The 23582-nt window shown below is 64.1% G+C and carries 21 protein-coding genes and 1 pseudogene; 11 read left to right on the forward strand and 11 right to left on the reverse strand.

Annotation, left to right across the window (positions count from 1 at the left end):
- Window positions 1–6 precede the first annotated feature (6 nt).
- The 5 genes from GGR17_RS20555 to lpdA all read left to right on the forward strand — a co-directional run bounded on the left by GGR17_RS20555 (window position 7) and on the right by lpdA (window position 7847).
- Window positions 7–3276, forward strand: coding sequence for an AsmA-like C-terminal region-containing protein (locus GGR17_RS20555; protein ID WP_054539169.1), 3270 nt, complete (start codon window positions 7–9; stop codon window positions 3274–3276).
- Entirely contained in the window at window positions 3273–4322 is a 1050-nt protein-coding gene (gene queA / locus GGR17_RS15165; protein WP_054539168.1) for a tRNA preQ1(34) S-adenosylmethionine ribosyltransferase-isomerase QueA, read from the forward strand. The genes GGR17_RS20555 and queA overlap by 4 nt, the downstream gene beginning before the upstream one ends.
- 92 nt (window positions 4323–4414) lie before the next feature.
- The gene (locus GGR17_RS15170; protein WP_054539167.1) at window positions 4415–5686 is read left to right on the forward strand and encodes an MFS transporter; all 1272 of its coding nucleotides are present in this window, start codon (window positions 4415–4417) and stop codon (window positions 5684–5686) included.
- Window positions 5687–5764: 78 nt separating this feature from the next.
- Complete coding sequence (locus GGR17_RS15175; RefSeq protein ID WP_054539166.1) at window positions 5765–6337, forward strand: DUF924 family protein; 573 nt, start codon at window positions 5765–5767, stop codon at window positions 6335–6337.
- A gap of 115 nt (window positions 6338–6452) precedes the next feature.
- On the forward strand, window positions 6453–7847 hold the full coding sequence (gene lpdA / locus GGR17_RS15180) for a dihydrolipoyl dehydrogenase (RefSeq protein WP_054539165.1): 1395 nt from the start codon (window positions 6453–6455) through the stop codon (window positions 7845–7847).
- 60 nt (window positions 7848–7907) lie between these two features.
- Here the strand turns inward: lpdA and GGR17_RS15185 are convergent, their stop codons facing one another.
- The gene (locus tag GGR17_RS15185) at window positions 7908–8201 is read right to left on the reverse strand and encodes a DUF1330 domain-containing protein (RefSeq protein ID WP_054539164.1); all 294 of its coding nucleotides are present in this window, start codon (window positions 8199–8201) and stop codon (window positions 7908–7910) included.
- A 112-nt stretch (window positions 8202–8313) separates the two neighbouring features.
- Between GGR17_RS15185 and GGR17_RS15190 the strand changes: the two genes are divergently transcribed.
- A complete protein-coding gene (locus GGR17_RS15190) occupies window positions 8314–9210 on the forward strand; it encodes a LysR family transcriptional regulator (RefSeq protein WP_054539163.1) in 897 nt (298 codons plus the stop codon).
- A gap of 5 nt (window positions 9211–9215) precedes the next feature.
- On the opposite strand, the gene GGR17_RS15195 is transcribed toward GGR17_RS15190, so the two are convergent.
- Window positions 9216–9584 (reverse strand): rhodanese-like domain-containing protein, encoded by a 369-nt coding sequence (locus GGR17_RS15195; protein WP_054539162.1) that lies wholly within the window; start codon window positions 9582–9584, stop codon window positions 9216–9218.
- A 245-nt stretch (window positions 9585–9829) separates the two neighbouring features.
- Between GGR17_RS15195 and uvrA the strand changes: the two genes are divergently transcribed.
- Window positions 9830–12694, forward strand: a complete 2865-nt coding sequence (gene uvrA, locus GGR17_RS15200; protein WP_054539161.1) for an excinuclease ABC subunit UvrA — start codon at window positions 9830–9832, stop codon at window positions 12692–12694.
- A 13-nt stretch (window positions 12695–12707) separates the two neighbouring features.
- Here the strand turns inward: uvrA and GGR17_RS15205 are convergent, their stop codons facing one another.
- From GGR17_RS15205 to GGR17_RS15225, 5 genes are all read right to left on the reverse strand, one after another.
- Window positions 12708–12914, reverse strand: a complete 207-nt coding sequence (locus GGR17_RS15205) for a YgaP family membrane protein (protein ID WP_054539160.1) — start codon at window positions 12912–12914, stop codon at window positions 12708–12710.
- 163 nt (window positions 12915–13077) lie between these two features.
- On the reverse strand, window positions 13078–13410 hold the full coding sequence (locus GGR17_RS15210) for a hypothetical protein (protein WP_054539159.1): 333 nt from the start codon (window positions 13408–13410) through the stop codon (window positions 13078–13080).
- Window positions 13411–13518: 108 nt separating this feature from the next.
- Complete coding sequence (locus GGR17_RS15215) at window positions 13519–14106, reverse strand: L,D-transpeptidase (protein ID WP_037208472.1); 588 nt, start codon at window positions 14104–14106, stop codon at window positions 13519–13521.
- Between the two features lie 122 nt (window positions 14107–14228).
- Window positions 14229–15362, reverse strand: a complete 1134-nt coding sequence (locus GGR17_RS15220; protein WP_054539158.1) for a carboxylate-amine ligase — start codon at window positions 15360–15362, stop codon at window positions 14229–14231.
- A 137-nt stretch (window positions 15363–15499) separates the two neighbouring features.
- Entirely contained in the window at window positions 15500–16999 is a 1500-nt protein-coding gene (locus tag GGR17_RS15225; RefSeq protein ID WP_037208467.1) for a CoA-acylating methylmalonate-semialdehyde dehydrogenase, read from the reverse strand.
- Window positions 17000–17102: 103 nt separating this feature from the next.
- Between GGR17_RS15225 and GGR17_RS15230 the strand changes: the two genes are divergently transcribed.
- The 4 genes and pseudogenes from GGR17_RS15230 to GGR17_RS15245 all read left to right on the forward strand — a co-directional run.
- Window positions 17103–17999: a LysR family transcriptional regulator gene (locus GGR17_RS15230; protein WP_037208466.1), complete on the forward strand. Its 897-nt coding sequence runs from the start codon at window positions 17103–17105 to the stop codon at window positions 17997–17999.
- A gap of 52 nt (window positions 18000–18051) precedes the next feature.
- Complete coding sequence (locus GGR17_RS15235; RefSeq protein WP_054539157.1) at window positions 18052–18486, forward strand: CBS domain-containing protein; 435 nt, start codon at window positions 18052–18054, stop codon at window positions 18484–18486.
- Between the two features lie 68 nt (window positions 18487–18554).
- Entirely contained in the window at window positions 18555–19046 is a 492-nt protein-coding gene (coaD, locus tag GGR17_RS15240) for a pantetheine-phosphate adenylyltransferase (protein ID WP_054539156.1), read from the forward strand.
- Between the two features lie 1094 nt (window positions 19047–20140).
- A pseudogene (locus GGR17_RS15245) lies at window positions 20141–20398 on the forward strand (addiction module antidote protein); the annotation flags it as partial.
- A gap of 96 nt (window positions 20399–20494) precedes the next feature.
- Here the strand turns inward: GGR17_RS15245 and gap (GGR17_RS15250) are convergent.
- From gap (GGR17_RS15250) to GGR17_RS15265, 4 genes are all read right to left on the reverse strand, one after another.
- Window positions 20495–21496, reverse strand: coding sequence for a type I glyceraldehyde-3-phosphate dehydrogenase (gap, locus tag GGR17_RS15250; RefSeq protein ID WP_054539154.1), 1002 nt, complete (start codon window positions 21494–21496; stop codon window positions 20495–20497).
- A gap of 99 nt (window positions 21497–21595) precedes the next feature.
- Complete coding sequence (locus GGR17_RS15255; protein ID WP_037208460.1) at window positions 21596–21739, reverse strand: hypothetical protein; 144 nt, start codon at window positions 21737–21739, stop codon at window positions 21596–21598.
- A 39-nt stretch (window positions 21740–21778) separates the two neighbouring features.
- Complete coding sequence (gene gap, locus GGR17_RS15260) at window positions 21779–22783, reverse strand: type I glyceraldehyde-3-phosphate dehydrogenase (protein ID WP_054539153.1); 1005 nt, start codon at window positions 22781–22783, stop codon at window positions 21779–21781.
- A gap of 166 nt (window positions 22784–22949) precedes the next feature.
- Entirely contained in the window at window positions 22950–23501 is a 552-nt protein-coding gene (locus GGR17_RS15265) for an HPF/RaiA family ribosome-associated protein (protein ID WP_054540407.1), read from the reverse strand.
- Between the last annotated feature and the right edge of the window lie 81 nt (window positions 23502–23582).

A 23582-nucleotide genomic window follows, 5' to 3' on the forward strand; every position in this document is an offset into this window, starting at 1 on the left:
CACAGAATGAACGAGCGGACGGCGCAGACGCCGCGCAGGCGGGGCCATTTCCGGCTTTGGCTGTCGCTCGGCTTTGTTGTGCTGAGCGCGATGTTCCTGATTTCCGTACTGTCGCTGACCGGTCGCGCAATTCCTGCGCCCGCATGGATGGCGCAGCGGCTGGAGACACGGCTGAACGCGGCGCTTGGCCCGGTGCAGATGACATTGGGCGGCATCAACGTGACCTTCACGCGCCACAAGCTGCCTCAGGTTCATCTGCGCGACGTCGCCCTTTCGGATGGGGCCGGCCGGCCGGTGGCGATGCTGCGCGATGTGCACGCGGCGATGAGCCTGCGCCCGTTCGCCGAGCGGCGCGTCACCCTGCGCCGGGTGGCGCTGTCGGGGGCAGAGCTGGCGCTGACGCGGGCGGTGGATGGCAGCATCGACCTGACGCTGGGCGAGGAGTTCGCCCCCGACGGCGCCGCGGCCAGCCTGCCCGACGTTCTGCGCAGGATCGACGCGGTGTTTGCCAGCCCGGCGCTGTCCGGGCTCGAAGATCTGTCGGTCGAGGATCTGACACTCAGCTATGCCGACGCCCGCGCGCAGCGCAGCTGGCAGATCGAGGGCGGGCTTCTGACCATCGAGCAGACCGCGACCGACCTGTCTTCGCGGCTGTTCTTTTCGCTGACCAACGATCTGGGCGTGCCGTCGGAGGTGGCGCTGAGCTTCGATCTGGCGAAGGGCTCGCTGCTTTCGCGGATGTCGGCCAACTTCAGCAACGTGCCCTCGGCCGACATCGCGGCGCAATCCCCCGCGCTGACCTTCCTGCGGGTCATCGACGCGCCGCTGTCGGGCGCCTTGCGCTCGGGGGTGGGGGCCGACGGGCATCTTACGCCGCTCAGCGCCGCGCTGGAGCTTGGCGCCGGTGCGATCCACCCGGTCGCGGGGGTCGCGCCGATCCCGTTCCGCCGCGGCAAAAGCTATTTCACCTATGATCCGGCGGCTGACAAGATCACCATGAACGAGACCGAGCTTGATACCGCCGCCGTCCGGCTGAAGGCGGAAGGCCACGCCTATCTGGGCGACGAGGTGGATGGCTGGCCCACCAGCCTGGTCACCCAGATGCAGTTCCGCGAGGTCGCGCTGGACCCCGAGGGGTTTTTCGAACAGCCGGCGCGGTTCAACTCCGGCGCGCTGGACATGAAGCTTGCGCTTGATCCGTTCACCGTGACCATCGGCCAGGTCGTGCTGCTCGACAATGCCGGGACGGCCTATCGCGGCGATGGCGTGATCAAGGCCCGCAATGACGGCTGGAAGCTCGATCTCGATTTCGGCGTGGATCAGATCACCCGTGACCGGCTGATCGCGCTATGGCCGGTGGGCCTTGTTCCGCCGACCCGCCGCTGGGTGAGCGAGAATGTGTTCGAAGGGGTGCTTTTCAACGTCGAGGCGGCCCTGCGGATCGCCCCGGATCACCCGGTTCGTCTGTCGCTGGTGCATGAGTTCCGCGATGCGACGGTGCAGTTCATCAAGTCCATGCCACCGGTTCATGGCGGGTTCGGCTATGTCACGATGACGGAGATGACATTCACCATGGTGCTGGACAAGGGCATCGTCGATGCGCCTGGCGGCGGCGGCCCCGTCGATGCCACCGGCACCGTGTTTCACGTGCCCGACATCACGCAAAGGCCGGCGCGGGCCGAGATCGACCTGAAAACCGAAAGCACCGTCGGGGCGATGCTCGCGCTGCTGGATCATCCGGTGTTCAACATCATGTCGCGCGCCGGCCAGCCGACCGACCTTGCCGAAGGCCACGCCCGGATGGAGGCGAAGATCGGCCTGAGCCTCGCCAAGAAGGTCACGCCGCAGGACGTGGACTATTCGGTTTCGGGTGTGCTGAGCGATCTGCGCAGTGAAAAGGCGGTTCCGAACCGTGTGCTGGAGGCGGATACGCTGAACCTGAGCGCGGACCGGGACCAGATCTCGATCAGTGGCGCGGCGCGGCTGGACGGGGTGCCGGTGCAGGGTGTCTGGAGCCAGGCGCTCGGCCCCGAGCAACAGGGGCAAAGCCGGGTCGAAGGCACGGTGGAACTGTCGCCGCGTTTCGTGAAAGCCTTCGGGATCGGGCTGCCCGACGGCACTGTCACCGGCAGCGGGCTGGGCCATGTCGCCATTGATCTGGCAAAGGACACGGCGGCGCGGTTCGAACTGACCTCCGATCTGAACCGGGTGGGGCTGAGCCTGCCGGGGCTGGGCTGGTCGAAGCCGCGCAATGCGCACGGCTCGCTTCAGGTGTCGGGCAGCCTCGGGGCGCCGCCGGTAATCGACAGCCTGTCAATCTCGGCGCCCGGCCTTTCGGCGGCGGGCACGCTGGCGATCGGCGGCGACGGCGCGCTGCGCGAGGCGCGGTTTTCGCGCGTCCGGGTGGGCGACTGGCTTGACGCGCCGGTGGTGCTTGGCGGGCGCGGCCCCGGAAGGCCGCCCAGCGTTGCGATCAAGGGCGGGCGGCTGGATCTACGCAACAGCCCCTTTGCCAAGGGCCGGGGCACCGGCGAGGGCGGGCCGGTGGCGGTGGCGCTGGACCGTCTGATCGTGTCGCGCGCGATCACGCTTTATGATGTGCGCGGGGTGCTGACGCCCGAAGGCGCTCTGAACGGCCGGTTGCGCGGGCGCGTGGGCAACGGCGCGCCGGTGGTCGCCACATTGGTGCCCGCGCGCGGCGGCACCGCGATCCATGTTCAGTCGGATGACGCGGGCGGTGTGCTGCGCGGGGCCGGGATCTTCGAGAAATCCCGTGGCGGCACGCTCGACCTGATGCTGACGCCCCGCGGCGCGCCCGGCGAATACAACGGCCGGATGACCATCCGCAACACGCGGGTCAAGGGCGCGCCGGTTCTGGCCGAGCTGCTGAGCGCGATTTCGGTCGTCGGGATCCTGCAGCTTCTGGATGGCGAGGGGCTGACCTTCAGCGAGGTGTCGGCCGATTTCATCCTGACCCCGAACGCGCTTCAGATCAGCCGGGGCAGCGCCATCGGCACATCGCTGGGCATTTCGCTGGCCGGGGTCTATGACCTGAAGGCGAACCGGGTCGATATGCAGGGCGTGATCTCGCCCATCTATCTGCTCAACAGCGTCGGCAGTTTCCTGACCCGCAAGGGCGAGGGGCTGTTCGGCTTCAACTACCGGCTGTCGGGTGATGCGGCCGCCCCGTCGGTCGGGGTCAACGTTCTTTCAATTCTGACGCCGGGGATGTTTCGCGAGATCTTCCGCCGGCCGCCGCCGGAGATTGCCGAGTGAAACTTTCCGATTTCGATTTCGACCTGCCCGAAGAGCTGATCGCCACCCGGCCCGCCCGCCCGCGCACCGCCGCCCGGATGCTGGTGGCCGAGGGCGACACGTTGCGCGACTGTCATGTCTACGACCTGCCGTCGCTGCTGCGCGCAGGCGACCGGCTGGTGCTGAACAACACAAAGGTGATCCCGGCGCGCCTGTTCGGCCGCCGCCTGCGGCATACGCCCGAAGGTGTCGTCGAGGCGAAGGTGGAAATCACGCTGCTGGAGCCGCAGCCGGGCGGCGGCTGGGCGGCGCTGGCCAAGCCCCTGCGCAAGCTGAAACAGGGCGAGGAGATCGTGTTCTCCGACGCGCTCTCGGCCCGTGTCACCGAGCGGCGCGAGGGCGACGTGGTGCTTGGCTTCAATCTGGCGGGTGATGATTTCGATGCCGCGCTGGCCGAGGCGGGCGCCATGCCGCTGCCGCCCTATATCGCCGCCAAACGCCCCGCCGACGCGCAGGACAAGACCGACTATCAGACCGTCTTCGCCCGCCACGCCGGCGCGGTGGCCGCGCCGACCGCCTCGCTGCATTTCGATGCGGAGCTGCTGGAAAAGCTGCGGACGATCGGGGTGACGTTCACCGAGGTCACGCTGCATGTGGGGGCGGGCACCTTCCTGCCGGTGAAGGTCGAGGATGTGGAAACCCACAAGATGCACGCCGAATGGGGCGAGGTGACGGCGCAGGCGGCGGCCGAGATCAACGCGACCCGCGCCGCGGGCGCGCGCATCATCCCCGTGGGCACCACCGCGCTGCGCCTGATCGAAAGCGCGGCGCAGGCGGATGGCACCATGGTGCCGTGGCGCGGCGAGACCGATATCTTCATCCGCCCCGGATACCGCTTTCGCGTCACGGGCGCGCTGATGACCAATTTTCACCTGCCGAAATCCACCCTGCTGATGCTGGTTTCCGCGCTGATGGGGGTGGAGCGGATGCGTGCCGTCTATGCCCATGCGGTGGCCGGGCGATACCGCTTTTTCTCTTACGGCGATGCGTCGCTTCTGATCCCGTGAGGGCGCATTCGCGACACCGAATGTCGCCCTGGCACATATCCCCTGACAGTGTCCGTCGTAGTGAGGGCACGTAACGTGATTCGAGGTGTAACGTGATCAAGGTTCTTGCCAGTTCCTGGGCATTGCTGCTGGGGATGCTTCTGCTGATGGTCGGAAACGGTCTGCAGGGCACGCTTCTGGGTGTGCGCGGGGGGCTGGAAGGTTTCACCACCCTGCAGATGTCGCTTGTGATGTCGGCCTATTTCCTAGGGTTTCTGGGCGGCTCGCGGATGGCGCCCGAAATGATCCGGCGCGTGGGCCACGTGCGGGTGTTCGCGGCGCTGGGGTCGTTCATCTCGGCGGTGCTGATCCTTTACCCGGCGATCACCGATCCCTGGGCCTGGACGCTGCTGCGGGTGATCATCGGTTTTTGCTTTTCCGGCGTCTACGTGACCGCCGAGAGCTGGCTCAACAACGCCGCCACCAACGAAACCCGGGGGCAGGCGCTTTCGCTTTACATGATTGTCCAGATGGCGGGGATCGTCGCGGCGCAGGGCCTGCTGACGCTGGGCGACCCGTCGGGGTTCATCCTGTTCATCATCCCGTCGGTACTGGTCTCGATCTCCTTCGCGCCGATCCTTCTGTCGGTCTCGCCGACGCCGCCCTTCGAGACCACCAAACCGATGAGCATCCGCGCGCTCTACCACGTCTCTCCGCTGGGCTGCGTCGGGGCGTTTCTGCTGGGCGGGGTCTATTCCGCGCTGTTCGGCATGGCGGCTGTCTATGGTACCCAGTCGGGGCTCAGCGTGGCGCAGATTTCCGCCTTCGTCGCGGCGATCTATGTCGGCGGGCTGCTGATGCAGTTTCCCATCGGCTGGATGTCGGACCGGATGGACAGGCGACAGCTGATCCTCGGCACGGCCGTGCTGGGGTGTGTTGGCGCGCTGGCCGGGCTGCTGTTCGAAAGCCGGTTTTCCGTGCTGCTGGGCGCGATGTTCGTGGTGGGCGGTACCAGCAACCCGCTGTATGCGCTGATCATCGCCTATACCAACGATTTTCTGGAGCATGAGGATATGGCCGCGGCTTCCGGCGGGATGATCTTTCTGAACGGGGTCGGCGCGGTGGCGGGCCCGCTCATCACCGGCTGGATCATGGGATACGCCGGGCCCTCGGGGTTCTTCCTGTTCCTGGCCGCGCTGCTGGGCAGCCTCTCGGCCTATGCCGCCTATCGAATGACCCAGCGCCGGGCGCCGCTCGTGTCGGAAACCGGAACCTATTCGCCGGTGCTGCCGTCAGCCACCTCTGTCGCGGTGGAGGCCGCGCAGGAAGTCTTTATCGAGGGGCAGGAAGAGGAGCACGCCCGCCATGCCATCGATGCGGCATAGGGTCTGCCCCCTTGCACGGCCTCAACTTATCTGAAACGCTGAAGAAAATGCCGGTAAGGGCAGTCAGGAGGAGTGGTCATGCAAACCCCGGATGAGGTTCTGCGGTTCTGGTTGGAAGAGGTCGGGCCAAAGGGCTGGTACATCGGCGGCGCCGCGCTCGACGATGACATCCGCGTCCGGTTCGAAGCGCTCTGGCAGGAGGCGCTTGAGGGCGGGCTGCACGAATGGCTGACACAGCCGCGCACGGCGCTGGCCTATCTTCTGCTGACCGATCAGTTCCCGCGCAACATGTTCCGCGGCGAGGCGCGGGCGTTTTCCACCGATCCGATGGCGCGCAAGGCGGCCAAACATACGATCGACCGCGAATTCGACATGCGCGTGGAAGAGCCCGAACGGCAGTTTTTCTATCTGCCGCTGATGCATTCGGAATGCCTGACGGATCAGGACCGTTGCGTGCGCCTGATGCTCACGCGCATGCCCGAAACCGGCGCCGACAATCTGCTCCATGCCAAGGCGCACCGCGAGGTTATCCGCCGCTTTGGCCGGTTTCCGTTCCGCAACGACGCGCTCGCGCGTTGCAGCAGCGAGGATGAGCGCACCTTTCTGGCAGAGGGCGGCTATCCCGCGATCGTCGAGGCGTTGCGCGGCTGAACATACCGCGTTTCCCGGCGGCGACGGAAAAATCCGGCCTTGCGGCCTTCGGTCCGTTGATGTGTAATTTGATATAGTTTAATATCAAACTACTTTTCGGACAAAGGGGAAGCAGATGGCTGCCAGGAATTTTGACATGATCGTGATCGGCGCCGGGCCGGGGGGCTATGTCGCTGCAATTCGCGGTGCGCAGCTTGGCCAGAAGGTTGCGATTGTCGAACGCGAGCATTTGGGCGGTATCTGCCTGAACTGGGGGTGCATCCCCACCAAGGCGCTGCTGCGCTCGTCCGAAGTGTTTCACTTGATGCACCGGGCCAAGGAATTCGGGCTCACGGCCGAGGGCATCGGCTATGATCTCGACGCGGTCGTCAAACGCTCGCGCGGGGTTGCGGGGCAGTTGTCGGGCGGCATCGGCCATCTGATGAAGAAGAACAAGATCACCGTGGTGATGGGCGAGGCGACGCTGCCGGCCAAGGGCAAGGTCTCGGTCAAGACCGACAAGGGCAGCGAAGAGCTGACCGCCAAGAACATCGTGCTGGCCACCGGCGCCCGCGCGCGCGAACTGCCGGGGCTGGAGGCGGATGGCGATCTGGTCTGGACCTATAAGCACGCGCTGACGCCGCCGCGCATGCCGAAAAAGCTGCTGGTCATCGGGTCGGGCGCCATCGGCATCGAATTCGCCAGCTTCTACAACACGCTGGGCGCTGACACGACTGTCGTCGAGGTGATGGACCGTATCCTGCCGGTGGAAGACGCCGAGATTTCGGCCTTCGCCAAGAAGCAGTTCACCAAGCAGGGCATGAAGATCATGGAAAAGGCCATGGTCAAACAGCTCGACCGTGGCAAGGGCAAGGTCACCGCGCATATCGAGGCGGGCGGCAAGGTTGAAACCCATGAGTTCGACACGGTGATTTCCGCCGTGGGCATCGTCGGCAATGTCGAGGGGTTGGGTTTGGAAGGCCTGGGCGTCAAGATCGACCGCACCCATGTGGTGACGGATGAATATTGCCGCACCGGGGCCGACGGGCTTTATGCCATCGGCGATATCGCGGGCGCGCCCTGGCTGGCGCACAAGGCCAGCCACGAGGGCGTGATGGTGGCCGAACTGATCGCGGGCGGGCATCCGCATCCGGTAAAGCCCGAAAGCATCGCCGGCTGCACCTATTGTCAGCCGCAGGTGGCCAGCGTCGGCTATACCGAGGCCAAGGCCAAAGAGCTGGGCTATACGGTCAAGGTTGGCCGCTTCCCCTTCATCGGCAACGGCAAGGCGATTGCCCTGGGCGAGCCCGAGGGGATGATCAAGACCGTGTTCGACGCCAAGACCGGCGAATTGCTGGGCGCGCACATGGTGGGGGCAGAGGTGACGGAGCTGATCCAGGGCTATGTGGTCGGCCGTCAGCTGGAAACCACCGAAGAAGATCTGATGAACACGGTCTTCCCGCATCCCACGCTGAGCGAGATGATGCACGAAAGCGTGCTCGACGCTTATGATCGCGTGATTCACATGTAAGCCATGCAGGCGCCCCGCAAGCGGGGCGCCGCAGACTTGCCGCGCGGGCCCGGCCCTTTGTCAGCCTATCGGGGGCAGCAGCAGGATCGTGGTCTGCGCGCCGTCACGACGCATCGCATGCACCTCGGCCAGTTCGGGGTCATTGATCCAGGCGCGCGCGGCCTCGGCGTCCGGGAAGGCCACGATCAGGCAGGTCGAAGGCCCCGCGCCGGTATCTTCCAGAACTTCGATCTCCGGCCCGCCCGCGATCGGCTGTCCGCCGTGTTTGGCAAGGGCTGCGCCCCCCTTGGCCCGATAGGCCGCGAAGGCATCGGCATCTTTCACGATCAACTGAACAACAACGTAATGAGGCATGGTTTTTTCCCTTTGGTTCCCGTGCCGCCATTTAGGCGAGGCATGGGGGTTGCGGGAATGGGCTATCTTCGGAATACCCTTGTACGGAAATAGCTCAGGCTTCGGGGTCGCCATGCAGGATTGGGACAGTTTGCGCATCGTTCTGGCGGTGGCGCGCCATGGCGGGCTGAACGGCGCGGCGCGCTGCCTTGGGGTGACCCATGCGACCGTATCGCGACAACTGGCGCGGGCCGAAGAGCAGGCCGGGCTGCGCCTGTTCGACCGGCTTCCGACCGGCCTTGTGCCGACGGCGCCGGGCCGTACCGCCATCGCCCATGCCGAAGAGGTCGAGGCGCGGGTGCATGCGCTGGATTTCGCGCTGGAAGCAGAGCGGGGGCAGGGGCCGGGCGCCCTGGCCATCACTGTGCCGCCGCTGGTGGCCAATGCCGATTTCGCCGCCGACATTGCGGTGTTCCGCGCCCGTCATCCCGGCATCATGCTCAGCCTGCTGGGCGACAACCGCGTTCTGAATCTGCATCGGCGCGAAGCCGATGTCGCCCTCCGCGTATCGCACAGCCCGGCCGAAAGCCTGTGGGGCCGGGTCATTGCCCGGCAGCGCGCCGGTTGGTTCGCCAGCCGCGATTATATCGAGGCCCATCAAGCGGTTCTGTCCGGCGAAGACCGGCAGAGGCCGCTGCCCTATGTGGCCTTCACCGCCTGGACGGCAGCGCGCCCCGCCGCGCTCGAGGCGCGGTTTCCCGGCGCCGTTCCCGTCATTGAGAGCGATGACATGATCACGGCGCTCAACCTCGCGCGGGCGGGGCAGGTGATGGTGCGCGCGCCCTGCCTGATCGGTGCGGGGGATGCGGTGCTGATACGGGTGCCGGGGCTCGCGCTGATCGACTATGCGCCGATCTGGGCGGTGACCCATCCGGATCTGCGCCGCGTGCCACGGGTCGCGGAATTCATCCGTTTCATCGCGGCGCGTTTCGCGGCGCGGGCCGAGACCTATTTCGGCCCCGACGGCTGACGCCCTCAGCCCCGGGTGACCGGGCCGCCCGCCATCTGCCAGTGCTGCAATCCGCCAAGGTTATAAACTTCTTTATACCCCATCTGCATCATCGCCTGCGCCGCCGCCCCCGACCGCGCCCCCGAGGCACAGTAAAGCGCTACGGGTTTGTCGACCGAAAGCTCCGGCAGCAGCTCGGGGCTCGACGGATCGACCTTCATCCGGAACACCATCATCGGGATGTGCAGCGCACCCTCGGCATAGCCGGTCATGCGCAGCTCATCCGCCTCGCGGACGTCGATCAGCGTCATTTCGCCGGCTGCGACCTTGTCGATGGCGTCCTTGGTGTCGATCCGGGCCATCTGCGGTCCCGGCTGTTTGAAACCTGAAAACATTCTCGTTTCCCTCGATATCCTGTGTTGCGCCCTGGCCGGCGGTGGCGGCAGATATACATTCGACCTGGCGAATGTGAAGGGCGGGGTGGTTTGTGGCGCTCAGGGGATGCCAAAAACCGGGCAGGGGCAAGGTGCAAGGGGCGGTTCCTGCGCTCAGGTGGATATATTCCCCATTTGTTCTCTCTTTTCGGTTGGAGACTCGGGCAAGCTAAACTATTTCTTAATCGTTCAACCTGGGGGCTTTGATGGCCGAGCTGAAAAAGATCGAGGTGCGCGGCGCGCGCGAGCACAACCTCAAGAACATCGACGTGGATATCCCGCGCGATGAACTGGTGGTGATCACCGGGCTTTCGGGCTCCGGCAAATCCAGCCTGGCCTTCGATACGATCTATGCCGAGGGCCAGCGCCGCTATGTCGAATCGCTGTCGGCCTATGCGCGGCAGTTCCTCGATATGATGGAAAAGCCGGATGTGGATCACATCACCGGCCTCTCCCCCGCGATTTCCATCGAACAGAAGACGACGAGCAAGAACCCGCGCTCGACCGTCGGCACGGTGACGGAGATTTACGACTATCTGCGCCTGCTGTTCGCCCGCGTCGGCACGCCCTATTCCCCCGCGACCGGCCTGCCGATCGAGGCGCAGCAGGTGCAGGACATGGTCGACCGGGTGATGGCGATGGAGGAGGGCACGCGCGCCTTTCTGTTGGCGCCGATCATCCGCGACCGGAAGGGCGAATACAGAAAAGAGTTTCTGGAACTGCGCAAGCAGGGGTTTCAGCGGGTCAAGGTGGATGGGCAGTTCCATGAACTGGACGAACCGCCGACGCTCGACAAGAAATTCCGCCACGATATCGACGTAGTGGTGGACCGGATCGTTGTGCGCGAGGGGCTGGAGACGCGGCTGGCTGACAGTTTCCGCACGGCGCTGGATCTGGCTGATGGCATCGCCATTCTGGAAACCGCCCCGAAAGAGGGCGAGGGAGAGCCAGAGCGCATCACCTTCAGCGAGAATTTCGCCTGCCCGGTATCGGGGTTCACCATTCCCGAGATCGAGCCGCGGTTGTTTTCCTTCAACGCGCCCTTCGGAGCCTGCCCCGATTGTGACGGGCTGGGGGTGGAGCTGTTCTTTGACGAACGGCTCGTGGTTCCCGACGCGGCGCTGAAGCTCTATGACGGCGCGCTGGCACCCTGGCGCAAGGGCAAGTCGCCCTATTTCCTGCAAACGATCGAGGCCATCGCCAAACACTACGAATTCGACAAGAACACGCCGTGGAAAGACCTGCCGGCCCATGTGCAGCAGGTGTTCCTCTACGGTTCGGGTGATGACGAGATCCGGTTCCGCTATGACGAGGGCGGGCGTGTCTATGAGGTGACGCGCACGTTCGAGGGGGTGATCCCCAATATGGAGCGGCGCTATCGCGAGACAGACAGCAACTGGGTGCGCGAGGAATTCGAACGCTACCAGAACAACCGCCCCTGCCACAGCTGCGGCGGCTACCGGCTGCGGCCGGAGGCGCTGGCGGTGAAAATCGCCGGGCTGCATGTGGGGCAGGTGGTGCAGATGTCGATCCGCGAGGCCTATGCCTGGTGCGCGACGGTGCCGGAAAAACTGACCGCCCAGCGAAACGAGATCGCCCGCACCATCCTGAAGGAAATCCGCGAAAGGCTGGGGTTCCTGAACAATGTGGGTCTGGAATACCTGACCCTCTCGCGCAATGCCGGCACGCTTTCGGGGGGCGAAAGCCAGCGGATCAGGCTGGCCAGCCAGATCGGATCGGGTCTGACCGGGGTGCTCTATGTGCTCGACGAACCCTCCATCGGGCTGCACCAGCGTGACAACGGGCGGTTGCTGCAGACGCTCAAGAACCTGCGCGATCAGGGCAACACGGTGATCGTGGTCGAGCATGACGAAGAGGCGATCCGCGAGGCCGATTACGTGTTCGACATCGGCCCAGGCGCCGGCATCCATGGCGGGCGCGTCGTTGCGCATGGCACCCCGGCGCAAATCGCCGCCGATCCGGCGTCGATCACCGGGCAATACCTATCGGGCACGCGTGAAATCGCGGTGCCGGGAACGCGGCGCAAGGGCAACAAGAAGAAGATCACCGTGGTCAAGGCCTGCGGCAACAACCTGCAGGATGTGACCGTGGATTTCCCGCTGGGCAAGTTCGTCTGCGTGTCGGGCGTGTCGGGCGGGGGCAAGTCGACGCTGACCATCGAGACGCTGTTCAAGACCGCCTCGATGCGGCTGAACGGCGCCCGGCAGACGCCCGCGCCCTGCGAGACGATCAAGGGGTTGGAGCATCTGGACAAGGTGATCGACATCGACCAGCGCCCCATCGGGCGTACACCCCGATCCAACCCGGCCACCTATACCGGCGCCTTCACCCCGATCCGCGACTGGTTCGCCGGCCTGCCCGAGGCCAAGGCGCGCGGCTACAAGCCCGGCCGCTTCAGCTTCAACGTCAAGGGCGGGCGCTGCGAGGCGTGCCAGGGCGACGGCGTGATCAAGATCGAGATGCACTTTCTGCCCGATGTCTATGTCACCTGCGAAACCTGCCACGGCGCGCGCTACAATCGCGAAACGCTGGAAGTTCGGTTCAAGGGCAAGAGTATAGCCGACGTTCTTGATATGAACGTTGAAGATGCGCAGGAGTTTTTCAAGGCGGTGCCCAGCATCCGCGACAAGATGGATGCGCTGATGCGCGTGGGGCTTGGCTATATCAAGGTCGGCCAGCAGGCGACGACCCTGTCAGGGGGCGAGGCGCAGCGCGTGAAACTGTCGAAGGAGTTGAGCAAACGCGCCACGGGCCGCACGCTCTACATCCTCGACGAGCCCACCACGGGCCTGCACTTCGAGGATGTGAAAAAGCTTCTGGAGGTGCTGCATGAACTGGTGGAGCAGGGCAACACCGTGGTGGTGATCGAGCATAACCTCGACGTCATCAAGACCGCCGACTGGATCATCGACATCGGCCCCGAAGGCGGCGACGGCGGCGGCCGGGTGGTGGCCACAGGCACACCGGAACAGGTGGCCGAAGCCGAGCAGAGCCACACCGGCCGCTACCTCAAGCAGATACTCGACGCGCGCAAGCTGGCGGCCGAATAGCGCGCGGCGCGGCTTATTCCTCTGATTTGGGGCAGGTGTTCATCCCGAAGATCGAATAGATCGGGCAGCTCGACATCAGCCCGGTCACCAGCGGGATGATCCCGATCAGGTACAGCCAGCGATACGTCGCTTCGGTATGCAGGAAGAAGCCCGCCAACAGGGCAAGGCCGACAATGATGCGAATGGCGCGGTCAATTCCGCCGACATTTTTCGTGAACATGCGTCTTCTCCGGTGTGCAGGTCCGACCAGTTCGGACAACCAGAGCGTAATATGCATTACTGCGCATGTATATCATCTTGGGCGCGGGGAGGCAGGGTAATTCTGTCGCGGTCAAAGGGTGGCCGGGCCCGTTGGGGGCGAGCCCGGCCGGGGGTTGCCGCAGTTATTGCTGCGACGGGGCGTTGATTTCCTCGTCAAGGCCGAGGGTCTGGAAGGCCTGGTGATCCATCACCACAACCTCCGAACCGTCGATCTCCACAAGGAAGCTGTTGGGCTCCAGGCCCAGCTCGCGCGGCTCTTCGAGGATGGCGTAGCCATCGGTCACGATCGTGTCGCCGTCACGCTTGAGCACCTCGAGCCGGACGCTGCCGGTGGGCATGCATTGCGTACCCTCCAGAACGGTGCCTTCGGGGCAGACATAGTCAGTAGCGGCGAAGGCGGCGGCCGGAGCGATGGTCAGAACGGCGATGGCGGAAGCAAAGGTATTCTTGAGCATGATAATCTCCTTTCGTGTCTGGCAGGACAACGCAAGGAGGGGGCTTTTGTTCCCGGGTTTATCTCGGGCACCGGCCAGGGGGCATGCCGTGTGGCCGGTGCCGGCGGTTCAGATCAGCCGAACCTGCGCGCCGACCGGGACCAGTTCGAACAGTTCCGCGATCTTTTCGTTGAACAGCCCGATGCAGCCCGACGATGACCGCCGCCCGATCTTGCGCGTGTCATGCGTGCCGTGGATCAGATAGGCCGGCCAGCTGAGGTAGAGCGCGTGGGTGCCCAGCGGGTTGCCCGGGCCGGGCGGCATGTAGGGCGGCAGCGAGGGATCGTTCTTGCGCATGTCCGGGGTCGGGGTCCAGTCGGGGCCGACGCGTTTGCGCACCACTTCGGTATAGCCCCGCCGGGTCAGCTCGTCCGTCCGGGGCACCGAGGTCGGGTAGAGCCGGTAATCGGTGCCATCAGCGTTCCAGTAGTGCAGCGCCCGCGATTTGGTGTCGGCGACGATCGTGGCGACGCCCAGACTGTCGAAATGATCCTGCCAGTTCTGCACCTGAAAGCTCGAGATGTTGTGGCGGGTCGTTTCCGTTCCCTCGATGGCGGGCTCGATAACCTGCGCGCGCAGAAGCGACGGGGCGGCCAGCGTGCCTGCCATGGCAAGCCCGCCCAGGATGGTGCGGCGGCTGTGGGTCTTGTTGCTCATGTTCTGCGTTTCCTTCGTGATTTCAGCCTGTTCGCCGTGAGCCTCGCAAATACGGCTGGATGCGTCCAGCCCGCGACATATCACAAATCGAGAATGCACGGGAATGTGTATGGCGGCGGGCGTTACAGCCCCTGCTGAAACTCGTCAATCAGCATTCGCACGACGGCTTGCAGCGCCTCGTCGCGGTCGAGCCCGGCGGCACGGGCCGCGTGGAAGGCCGCGCGCTGCTGATCGGCGCTGGTGCCGCGCAGGAGGATGTCGCGCGCGGCCTCGACCTCGGCCATGCAGCCAAGCGCCTCGGCGTCTTCGGAGACCAGCGCGATCAGCTCGTCCAGAAGCACCGGCATCGGCTTGATCGTGCCGGCGCCGAAGTCGATCAGCCCCTCGGAGACCCCGTAGCGCTGCGCGCGCCAGCGGTTTTCGGCCAGCAGGAAGGTATCGTACTGGCGCCACTGCTGGTTCTTGCGGGTCAGCCGGTAGAGCATGCGGGTGATGCATTGCGTCAGCGCCGCCAGTGAAAGCGTGTTCTCCAGCCGGGGCGAGACATCGCAGATGCGCGATTCGATGGTCGGGAACCGGGCCGAGGGGCGCAGATCCCACCAGATTTTCGAGCTGTCCTCGATCAGGTTCAGGCCGGTCAGCGTATCGACCATCAGCTGATAATCGGCCCAGCTTTGCGGGCGCGGCGGCAGCCCGGTGCGGGGCAGATTGTCGAACACCGTCAGCCGGTAAGAGCTCAGCCCGGTATCCACGCCTTGCCAGAACGGCGAAGAGGTGGAAAGCGCCAGCAGATGCGGCAGGAAATAGGTGAGCTGGTTCATCAGCTCTATGCGCATCGCCTGATCGGCGATCCCCACATGCACATGCATACCGCAGACCAGCATCCGCCGCGCCACCCCGGCCAGATCCTTGCTGAGCGTGTTATAGCGCTCCTTGTCGGTATGGTGCTGATCTTTCCAGTCGCTGAACGGATGGCAGGAGACGGCAATCGGCGCCAGACCGAAATCGCCGGCGATACGTGCCACCGTGCCCCGCAGGCGGCGCAGATCATCGCGCGCCTCGGCTATATCGCGGCAGACGCGGGTGCCGATTTCCACCTGGCATTGCAGGAATTCGGGGCTGAACTGGCCCTCAAGCTCTGCCGTGCAGGCGCTCATCAGGGCATCGGGTGCCGTGGCGAGGGCCAGCGTATCGCAATCCACCAGAAGATATTCTTCCTCGATTCCAATCGTGAAGTCGGGGTCTGCGGGCGACATGACTGTCCCTTTGTGATTTTCATCAAGCAAAGCAGAGCAGCCCCGGTGCGGCAAGCGCGAATGGCTGCGGGCGCCTGCGGCATGAAAAAACCCCGGGCCGCTGGCCCGGGGTTCGATAACTGGCACTGAAAGCCGGCTCAGTCCATCTGTTTGAAGTGGAACTCGCCGCCTTCCTTCAGGCCCGACGGCCAGCGCGACGTCACCGTCTTGGTGCGGGTGTAGAAGCGGAAGCTGTCCGGCCCGTGCTGGTTCAGATCGCCGAAGCCCGATTTCTTCCATCCGCCGAAGGTGTGATAGGCCAGCGGCACCGGGATCGGCACGTTGATGCCCACCATGCCGACATTGATCCGGCTGGCGAAATCGCGCGCGGCGTCGCCGTCGCGGGTGAAGATCGCGGTCCCGTTGCCATATTCGTGGTCCATGGCGTAGCCGATCGCCTCTTCATAGGTTTCGGCGCGGACCTGACACAGAACGGGGCCGAAGATCTCTTTCTTGTAGATGTCCATGTCGGTGGTGACACGGTCAAAGAGATGCGGGCCGACGAAGAAGCCGTCTTCATAGCCCTGCAGGTTGAAGTCGCGGCCGTCGACAACCAGCTCGGCACCCTGATCCACACCCGATTGCACCAGGCCCAGGATGTTCTGCTTGGCGGCGGCGGTCACGACCGGGCCGTAATCCACATCGGCGCCGGCGGTATAGGGGCCGACCTTCAGCTTTTCGATCCGCGGCACCAGCTTTTCGATCAGCATGTCAGCGGTTTTCTCACCCACCGGCACGGCAACAGAAATCGCCATGCAGCGTTCGCCCGCCGCGCCAAAGCCGGCACCCACCAGCGCATCGGCAGCCTGATCCATATCGGCATCGGGCAGGATGATCATGTGGTTCTTGGCGCCGCCGAAACACTGCGCCCGCTTGCCGTTCGCCGTGGCGCGGGAATAGATGTATTGCGCGATCGGGGTCGAGCCGACGAAGCCCACCGCCTGAATGGTTTCATTGTCCAGAATCGCGTCCACCGATTCCTTGTCGCCGTTGACGACCTGCAGGATGCCGTCGGGCAGGCCGGCCTCTTTCGCCAGCTCGGCCAGCATCAGCGGCACCGAGGGGTCACGCTCGGACGGTTTCAGGATGAAGGCGTTACCGCAGGACAGGGCAGGGCCCATCTTCCACAGCGGGATCATGGCCGGGAAGTTGAACGGCGTGATGCCCGCAACAACGCCCAGCGGCTGGCGCATGGAATACATGTCGATGCCGGGGCCGGCGCTGTCGGTGAATTCGCCTTTCAGCAGATGCGGCGCACCGATGCAGAACTCGATTACCTCAAGCCCGCGCTGCACGTCGCCCTTGGCGTCGGGGATGGTCTTGCCATGCTCGCGGCTCAGCGCCTCGGCCAGCTTTTCCATGTCGCGGTTGATCAGGCGAACAAATTCCATCATCACCCGGCCGCGCTTCTGCGGGTTGGTGGCGCCCCATTTGGGCTGCGCTTCGGCGGCGGCGGCAATGGCGGCGTCCATCTCGTCTTTCGTGGCCAGCGGAACGCGGGCCTGCACCTCGCCGGTGGCGGGGTTGAAGACGTCGGCGAAACGGCCCGAGGTGCCCTTGACCCGCTGACCGTTGATGAAATGACTCAGTTCTTCCATGGAATCCTCCCGAAATGATGTCCGGGTGCAGAATAGTCTTGCAATAATGCGGCGAAAACCAGCATTTTTAAAAAAACACTTTGCAATAAACAAGGGGCGGGCAATGGAGCCGAACTGGGATGATATGCGTGTTTTCCTTGCGGTCGCGCGGGCGGAAAGCCTGAGCGGGGCAGGGAAGGTGCTGAAGATGGACCCGGCCACGGTGGGTCGGCGCATCCAGCGGCTCGAAGAGGCGCTCGGCACCACGCTGTTCGCAAAATCGCCCCAGGGCTACAGCCTGAGCGCCGAGGGCGAGCGGCTGCTGTCCTGGGCGGAACAGGCCGAACAGTCGATTTCCCTCGCGACCGAGGAATCGCGGGGCCAGGCCGGGCAACTGACCGGATCAATTCGCATCGGTGCGCCCGACGGCTGCGCCAATTTCCTGCTGCCACGGGTCTGTACCGAGATTTGCGACCGGCATCCGGGGCTTGAAATTCAGGTGGTCTCGCAGCCCCGCGTGGTCAACCTGACCCGGCGCGAGGCGGACATGGCCATCGCCGTCAGCCCGCCCGACACCGGCCGGCTGCTGGTGCAGAAGGTGACCGATTACAAGCTGCACCTCGCCGCGTCCCGCCGCTATCTCAAGCGCAAGGGGGATATCGAAACCGCCGAGGCGCTGCAGGGCCACCGGATGATCGGCTATATTCCCGACATGATCTTCGACAAGGAGCTGGATTATATCTCGGCGATCGGGGTCGAGCGGGTGGGGCTTGCCTCCAACTCGGTGTCGGTCCAGCTCAATTTCCTGCGCCAGGGCGCGGGGCTGGGCATCGTCCATGATTTCGCGCTGCCCTTCGCGCCGAACCTCAACAAGGTGCTGCCCGATCTGGTGTCGCTGACGCGCAGCTTCTACCTGGTCCGGCACGCCGACGACCGCAAGGTCGAGCGGCTCAACCGGTTCGCCGATGAGCTGGTCGACGGGCTCAAGCGTGAGGTGGCCCGGCTCGAAGCTCTGACTTGACAGAATGTCGCAGTTGGGGCGACGCTGGGGAAACCGTTAGGGAGGGTCGTTCATGCATGTGCAACAAATTCTGAAATCCAAGGCCGATGACACCGTCGTTACCATCATACCGGGCGCGTCGGTGCGCGAGGCGGCCGAGCTTCTGTCGGCGCGGCGTATCGGATCGCTGGTCGTGTCCTTGGGCGACTCCCGGATCGCCGGCATCCTGTCAGAGCGCGATATCGTGCGCGAACTGGGGCGTCGCGGCCCGGCCTGCCTGTCGGACCGGGTGGATGACCTGATGACGCGCGATATCATTACCTGCGGCGTCAGCGACAGCACCGATGAGGTTTTGCGCAAAATGACCGATGGCCGTTTCCGCCACATGCCGGTGGTCGAGGACGGTAGGATGGTCGGGCTGATATCCATCGGCGACGTGGTCAAGGCACGGCTGGCCGAGCTTTCGATGGAAAAAGACGCGCTGGAAGGCATGATCATGGGCCACTGAGCCCCGCGCCCCCTTGCATTGCCCTCCGCAATATTGTTGCGTGGCCGAAACGGGGGAAGGGGACAGTCATGCGTATCGGCCTTTATCCGGGCACGTTCGATCCGGTCACGCTGGGGCATATCGACATCATCCAGCGGGCATCGACCCTGGTGGACAGGCTGGTCATCGGGGTGGCGATCAATCGCGACAAGGGGCCGTTGTTCAGCCTCGAAGAGCGGGTGTCGATGGTCGAGGCGGAATGCGCCAAGCTTGCGGTGCCGGGTGGCCCCGAATTCGTGGTGCATCCGTTCGAGAACCTGCTGATCGATTGCGCCCGTGATGTGAACGCGACCATGATCATCCGCGGCCTGCGCGCCGTTGCCGACTTCGAATACGAATTCCAGATGGTCGGCATGAACCGGGTTCTGGATGCCAGCGTCGAGACGGTGTTCCTGATGGCCGATGCGCGGCGGCAGGCGATCGCCTCGAAGCTGGTGAAAGAGATCGCGCGGCTGGGCGGGGATGTGTCGAAATTCGTGCCGGAGGCGGTGAACGCGAAATTGCTGGCCAAGTTCGCCTGACCTTCGCCTGACCGAGGCGCGACCTGCTGTCAAAAGGAAAAAGCCGCCCCGTGGGCATCGGTGCGGACACAAAAACATCCTGAACTTGATAGCCAACCTGGTTTGCAACCAACCCGAACTTCCCGATACCACCAGCGGCAAGAGAGCTTGCGCTGTTGGTGGAAATCATCTGAGCCTCTGGCAGGTCAAGCGTGCGCATGCGGTCTTTGTCTGAAATCACACCAGCCTTTTGGGCGGCATTCAGAGCCTCAATCGCATGCTCATAGCGCTTGCTGGTAGCGTATAGCGGATCTACAGAGGCCCTTAGCTGCTCGTATCCTTGCGATGCCATGGCAGTTGCCTGCACCGCTTTACGCTCTGCATCAGCGGCGCGCTCGCTGGCCGTAGCAACCCGCATGTAACGGCTTGCGGCCTGCTCCAAGACAATGTTCGCTGCCCGCTGGCTGGTCTCTCCCGTTTTGACCATAGATGCGAGCTGCTGCTGCACCTCACGATAGCGAACCGTCGCGGCATAGGCTGGATCGATCGAGGCGCGGAGCTGCTTAAATGTCCTTGCTTGGGTCTTCCCGGCCTCCGTCATCCTACCCATGCCGGAAGTCATGGATTTTTCCAGGCCTGTGACCTGCTGACCGAGACGCGCCATCGCCTTTTCAATCGACCCCATGTCGATCTTGAGGCTGCCCTCGACCCGTGCGCCAGTGCGAGCGATATTATCGAGTGCCTTTTCGCCGGCGGCTACTGACGTGCTGTCAACGATCAAAGCCAGGGTGCCGACGGTTGTTGACATGGGGCTGCTCCTTGTCGAACAGAGAAAGGCCCCGTAGCTTGCCGCTCTACGAGGCTTGGAGGTTTGAAATGTGGCGGTATTTTCTTGTTGGCGCGCTATGCGCTGCAGCTGGGGCAGCTGGAATGTTCTATTACCTGCTTCACCTGACGCCTCGGTCGTTCTTGTATAACGAATGCCGCTTCAGCCTCATCCTGGATGATGGAAGCCCAGAGAAATGGGAACAGCGATTGGGCGGCGGAGACGGAACCGCTGCAATCGAGCTGTGCAGGCTTATCGTTAAATGAGCATCTAGACCAAACCGTTTGATGCGGCCGAGCACCTCAACACTCCCGAGGCGCAGGCCGAGTTCATGCAAGACGCCATGGAGACCGGGGACGCCGGCTACATTGCCCATGCCCTTGGTGTCATCGCTCGTGCACATGGCATGTCGCAGATCGCCAAGGAGGCAGGTCTCAGCCAAGAAGCACTTTACAAAGCTCTCAGCCCAGATGGCAACCCAACGCTCTCAACCCTGCTCGGCGTGATGAAGGCCCTCCATATCAAACTGACCGTATCCGAAATGTAAGCCGAGTGGCCTGTAGCCAATCCAAGCAACCGCCCACTATTTCTCCGGCGCCCCGTTGGGCGGCTTTTGCGTTTTTGAACCGATTGGCGCGGGGTGTCAGAGGAATTTCCCCAACGCCACGGCGGTATCGGCCATGCGGTTCGAAAAGCCCCATTCGTTGTCGTACCAAGACAGGATGCGGACCATGTTGCCGTCCATCACCTTGGTCTGATCCAGGTGGAAGACCGAGGAATGCGGATCGTGGTTGAAATCGATCGAGACGTTGGGGTGCTCGGTATACCCCAGGATCCCCTTCAGCGGGCCCTGAGCGGCGGCCTTGATGGCGGCGTTGATCTCTTCGGCGCTGGTATCACGCGCGGCCTCGAAGGTCAGATCCACCACCGACACGTTCGGCGTGGGCACCCGGATCGCGACACCGTCCAGCTTGCCGTTCAGCTCGGGCAGCACCAGGCCCACGGCCTTGGCCGCGCCGGTTGAGGTGGGGATCATGCTCATCGCGGCGGCGCGGGCGCGGTAGAGATCCTTGTGCATCGTGTCCAGCGTCGGCTGGTCGCCCGTGTAGCTGTGGATCGTGGTCATGAACCCGCGCTTGATGCCGATGGCGTCGTTCAGCACCTTGGCCACGGGCGCCAGGCAGTTGGTGGTGCAGGAGGCGTTGGAGACCACGGTATCGGCGGCGCCGAGCGTGCCATGGTTGACGCCGTAGACGATGGTCTTGTCGGCGTCCGCGCCGGGGGCCGAGATCAGCACGCGGCTTGATCCGTTCTCCAGATGCAGCGCGGCTTTTTCGCGGGCGGTGAACAGGCCGGTGCATTCCAGCGCCACGTCGACGCCGGCCCAGGGCAGCGCCTTGGGGTCGCGGATCGCGGTCACCTCGATCGGGCCACGGCCCACGTCGATGGTGTTGCCGGCCACCGTGACCTCGCCGGGAAAGCGGCCATGCACGCTGTCGAAGCGCAGCAGATGGGCGTTGGTTTCCACCGGCCCCAGATCGTTGATCGCCACCACCTCGATATCGGTGCGGCCCGATTCCACGATCCCGCGCAGCACATTGCGCCCGATGCGGCCGAAACCGTTGATTGCAACTTTGATGGTCATGCGAGCCTCCCCAAGGGTTGTCCGGTGTAGGCCGAAGCCTTGGGGTTTTTGACCTGCAGGTCAACCGCGAAGCACGGTCTCGTGCCAGAAGGCCGCGCCCTAGCGCCAGAAGGCGATGTATTCGCTCAGCGCGGCCAGCTTCTTTGCCAGGAACAGGCTGCTTTGCATGTCACCGAATACCAGATCGACCAAAAGCAGAACGATGATCACGCCGCCCAGGAAAATCGCCAGCTTGTTGGTCATTCGTGGGGCCGGGGGCCCATGTGGCAGGCCCCGCTCTCCTTAATGCAGAAGCCGCCCCATGGTTGCCGCGACATCGGCCATCCGGCAGGAGAAGCCCCATTCATTGTCATACCAGGCCAGCACCCGAACGGTGCGCCCGCCGATCACTTTCGTCTGATCCGGGGCAAAGATAGACGAATGCGGCGTGTGGTTGAAGTCGATAGAGACCTTGGGCTCGGGGTCATAGGCCAGAACCGCGCCCATATGGCCGGCGGCGGCTTCGCGCACGGCCTCGTTCACATCGTCCACGGTCACGTCCCTGCTGGCCTCGAAGGTCAGATCCACGGCCGAGACATTGGGCGTGGGCACCCGCAGGGCGGTGCCGTCGAGCCGACCCTTGAGTTCGGGCAGAACCTCGCCAATGGCCTTGGCCGCGCCTGTCGAGGTGGGGATCACCGCCATGGCCGCGGCGCGGGCGCGGTAAAGATCGTTGTGGCGGCGATCCAGCGTCGGCTGGTCGCCGGTATAGCTGTGGATCGTCGTCATGATGCCGCGCTCGATGCCGATGGCATCGTTCAGCACCTTGGCCAGCGGCGCCAGACAGTTGGTGGTGCACGAGCCGTTCGAGATCACGTGATCGTCTACGGTCAGCGCCCGGTGGTTCACGCCGTAGACGATCGTCTTGTCGACATTCTTGGCCGGGGCGGAGATCAGCACCCGCTTGGCGCCACGCTCCAGATGCACGGCGGCCTTGTCGCGTGCATTGAACTTGCCGGTGCATTCCAGAACCACGTCGCAGCCCGACCAGTCCAGTTCCGTCGGATCATAGGTGGAGAACACCTGCATCGGGCCGCGGCCAAGATCGAGCGTATCGCCGTCAACCGTGATCTCGCCGCCGAACCGGCCGTGGATGCTGTCGTATTTCAGCAGATGCGCATTGGTCGCGATCGGGCCGGTTGCGTTGATCTTGACCACCTGAACGTCGTTGCGCGCCGTTTCGGCGATATGCGCCAGGGTGCAGCGCCCGATACGGCCAAACCCGTTGATACCAAGGGTAATCGTCATATTCACTCTCCGTCACCAAAGGCTTGCGCCCATCCGTCGCGTTGCGTGGGTGAATACCGGTCTTTCCGCGTTGGCGAAAGGAGAAATGAGAATATATAACAGCATGTTAGCGCAAAAACATGCCGTTAGCGCCAACAAAAGGCGCAAAGCCGCCGATTGCCGCGACTCAGAATCGCAAAGACACGTTCACCGCGAACGGCCCCTTTTCGCCATCCATCAGGCTGAATTGCAGGTCGCTTTCCAGATCCAGCTTTTCCCAGTCGTCGCGGACAACGCTGTCACGCTGAAAGTAAACCTCGTCTCCGCCCTCGGTCCGGATGAAGCCATAGCCTTCGTCGGGAAACAGCCGCACGACCTTGCCGTGGCGCTTTTCCGGGTGTGATTTGACGTGCACGCCGCCGGTCTTGCGGACGTGATCCTCAAGCTGGCGCCGCGCGGCATCGAAACTGTCGCGGATCGCGACGCGGGCATCTTCATGCGCGTAGATATTGCCGGGCGTTCGGTTGACCGACACCATGCCGCCGGGCACCTCCATCTCGATCGCGACTTCGTAGAGATGCCCCTTGCGGCCCTGCCGGTGCGGCAGTTCCACCGTGACCCGGCAAGAGGTGATGCGATCGTAAAACTGTTCCAGCTTCGCGATCCGTTCCCCGATCAACGCCGTCAGCGCGGGCGAGGCATCGAGGCCGTGAAAGGTGATCTGCGGATCGGTTTCCATGGGCGTGTCCTCCTCGGCCATTTTCTGCAGGCAGGATGCCGGGCGCCACCGGGGGCTGCCATGATCTGCATCAACAGGGGG

The organism is Actibacterium naphthalenivorans (assembly GCF_014196965.1).
Classification (GTDB): Bacteria; Pseudomonadota; Alphaproteobacteria; order Rhodobacterales; family Rhodobacteraceae; genus Actibacterium_A; species Actibacterium_A naphthalenivorans.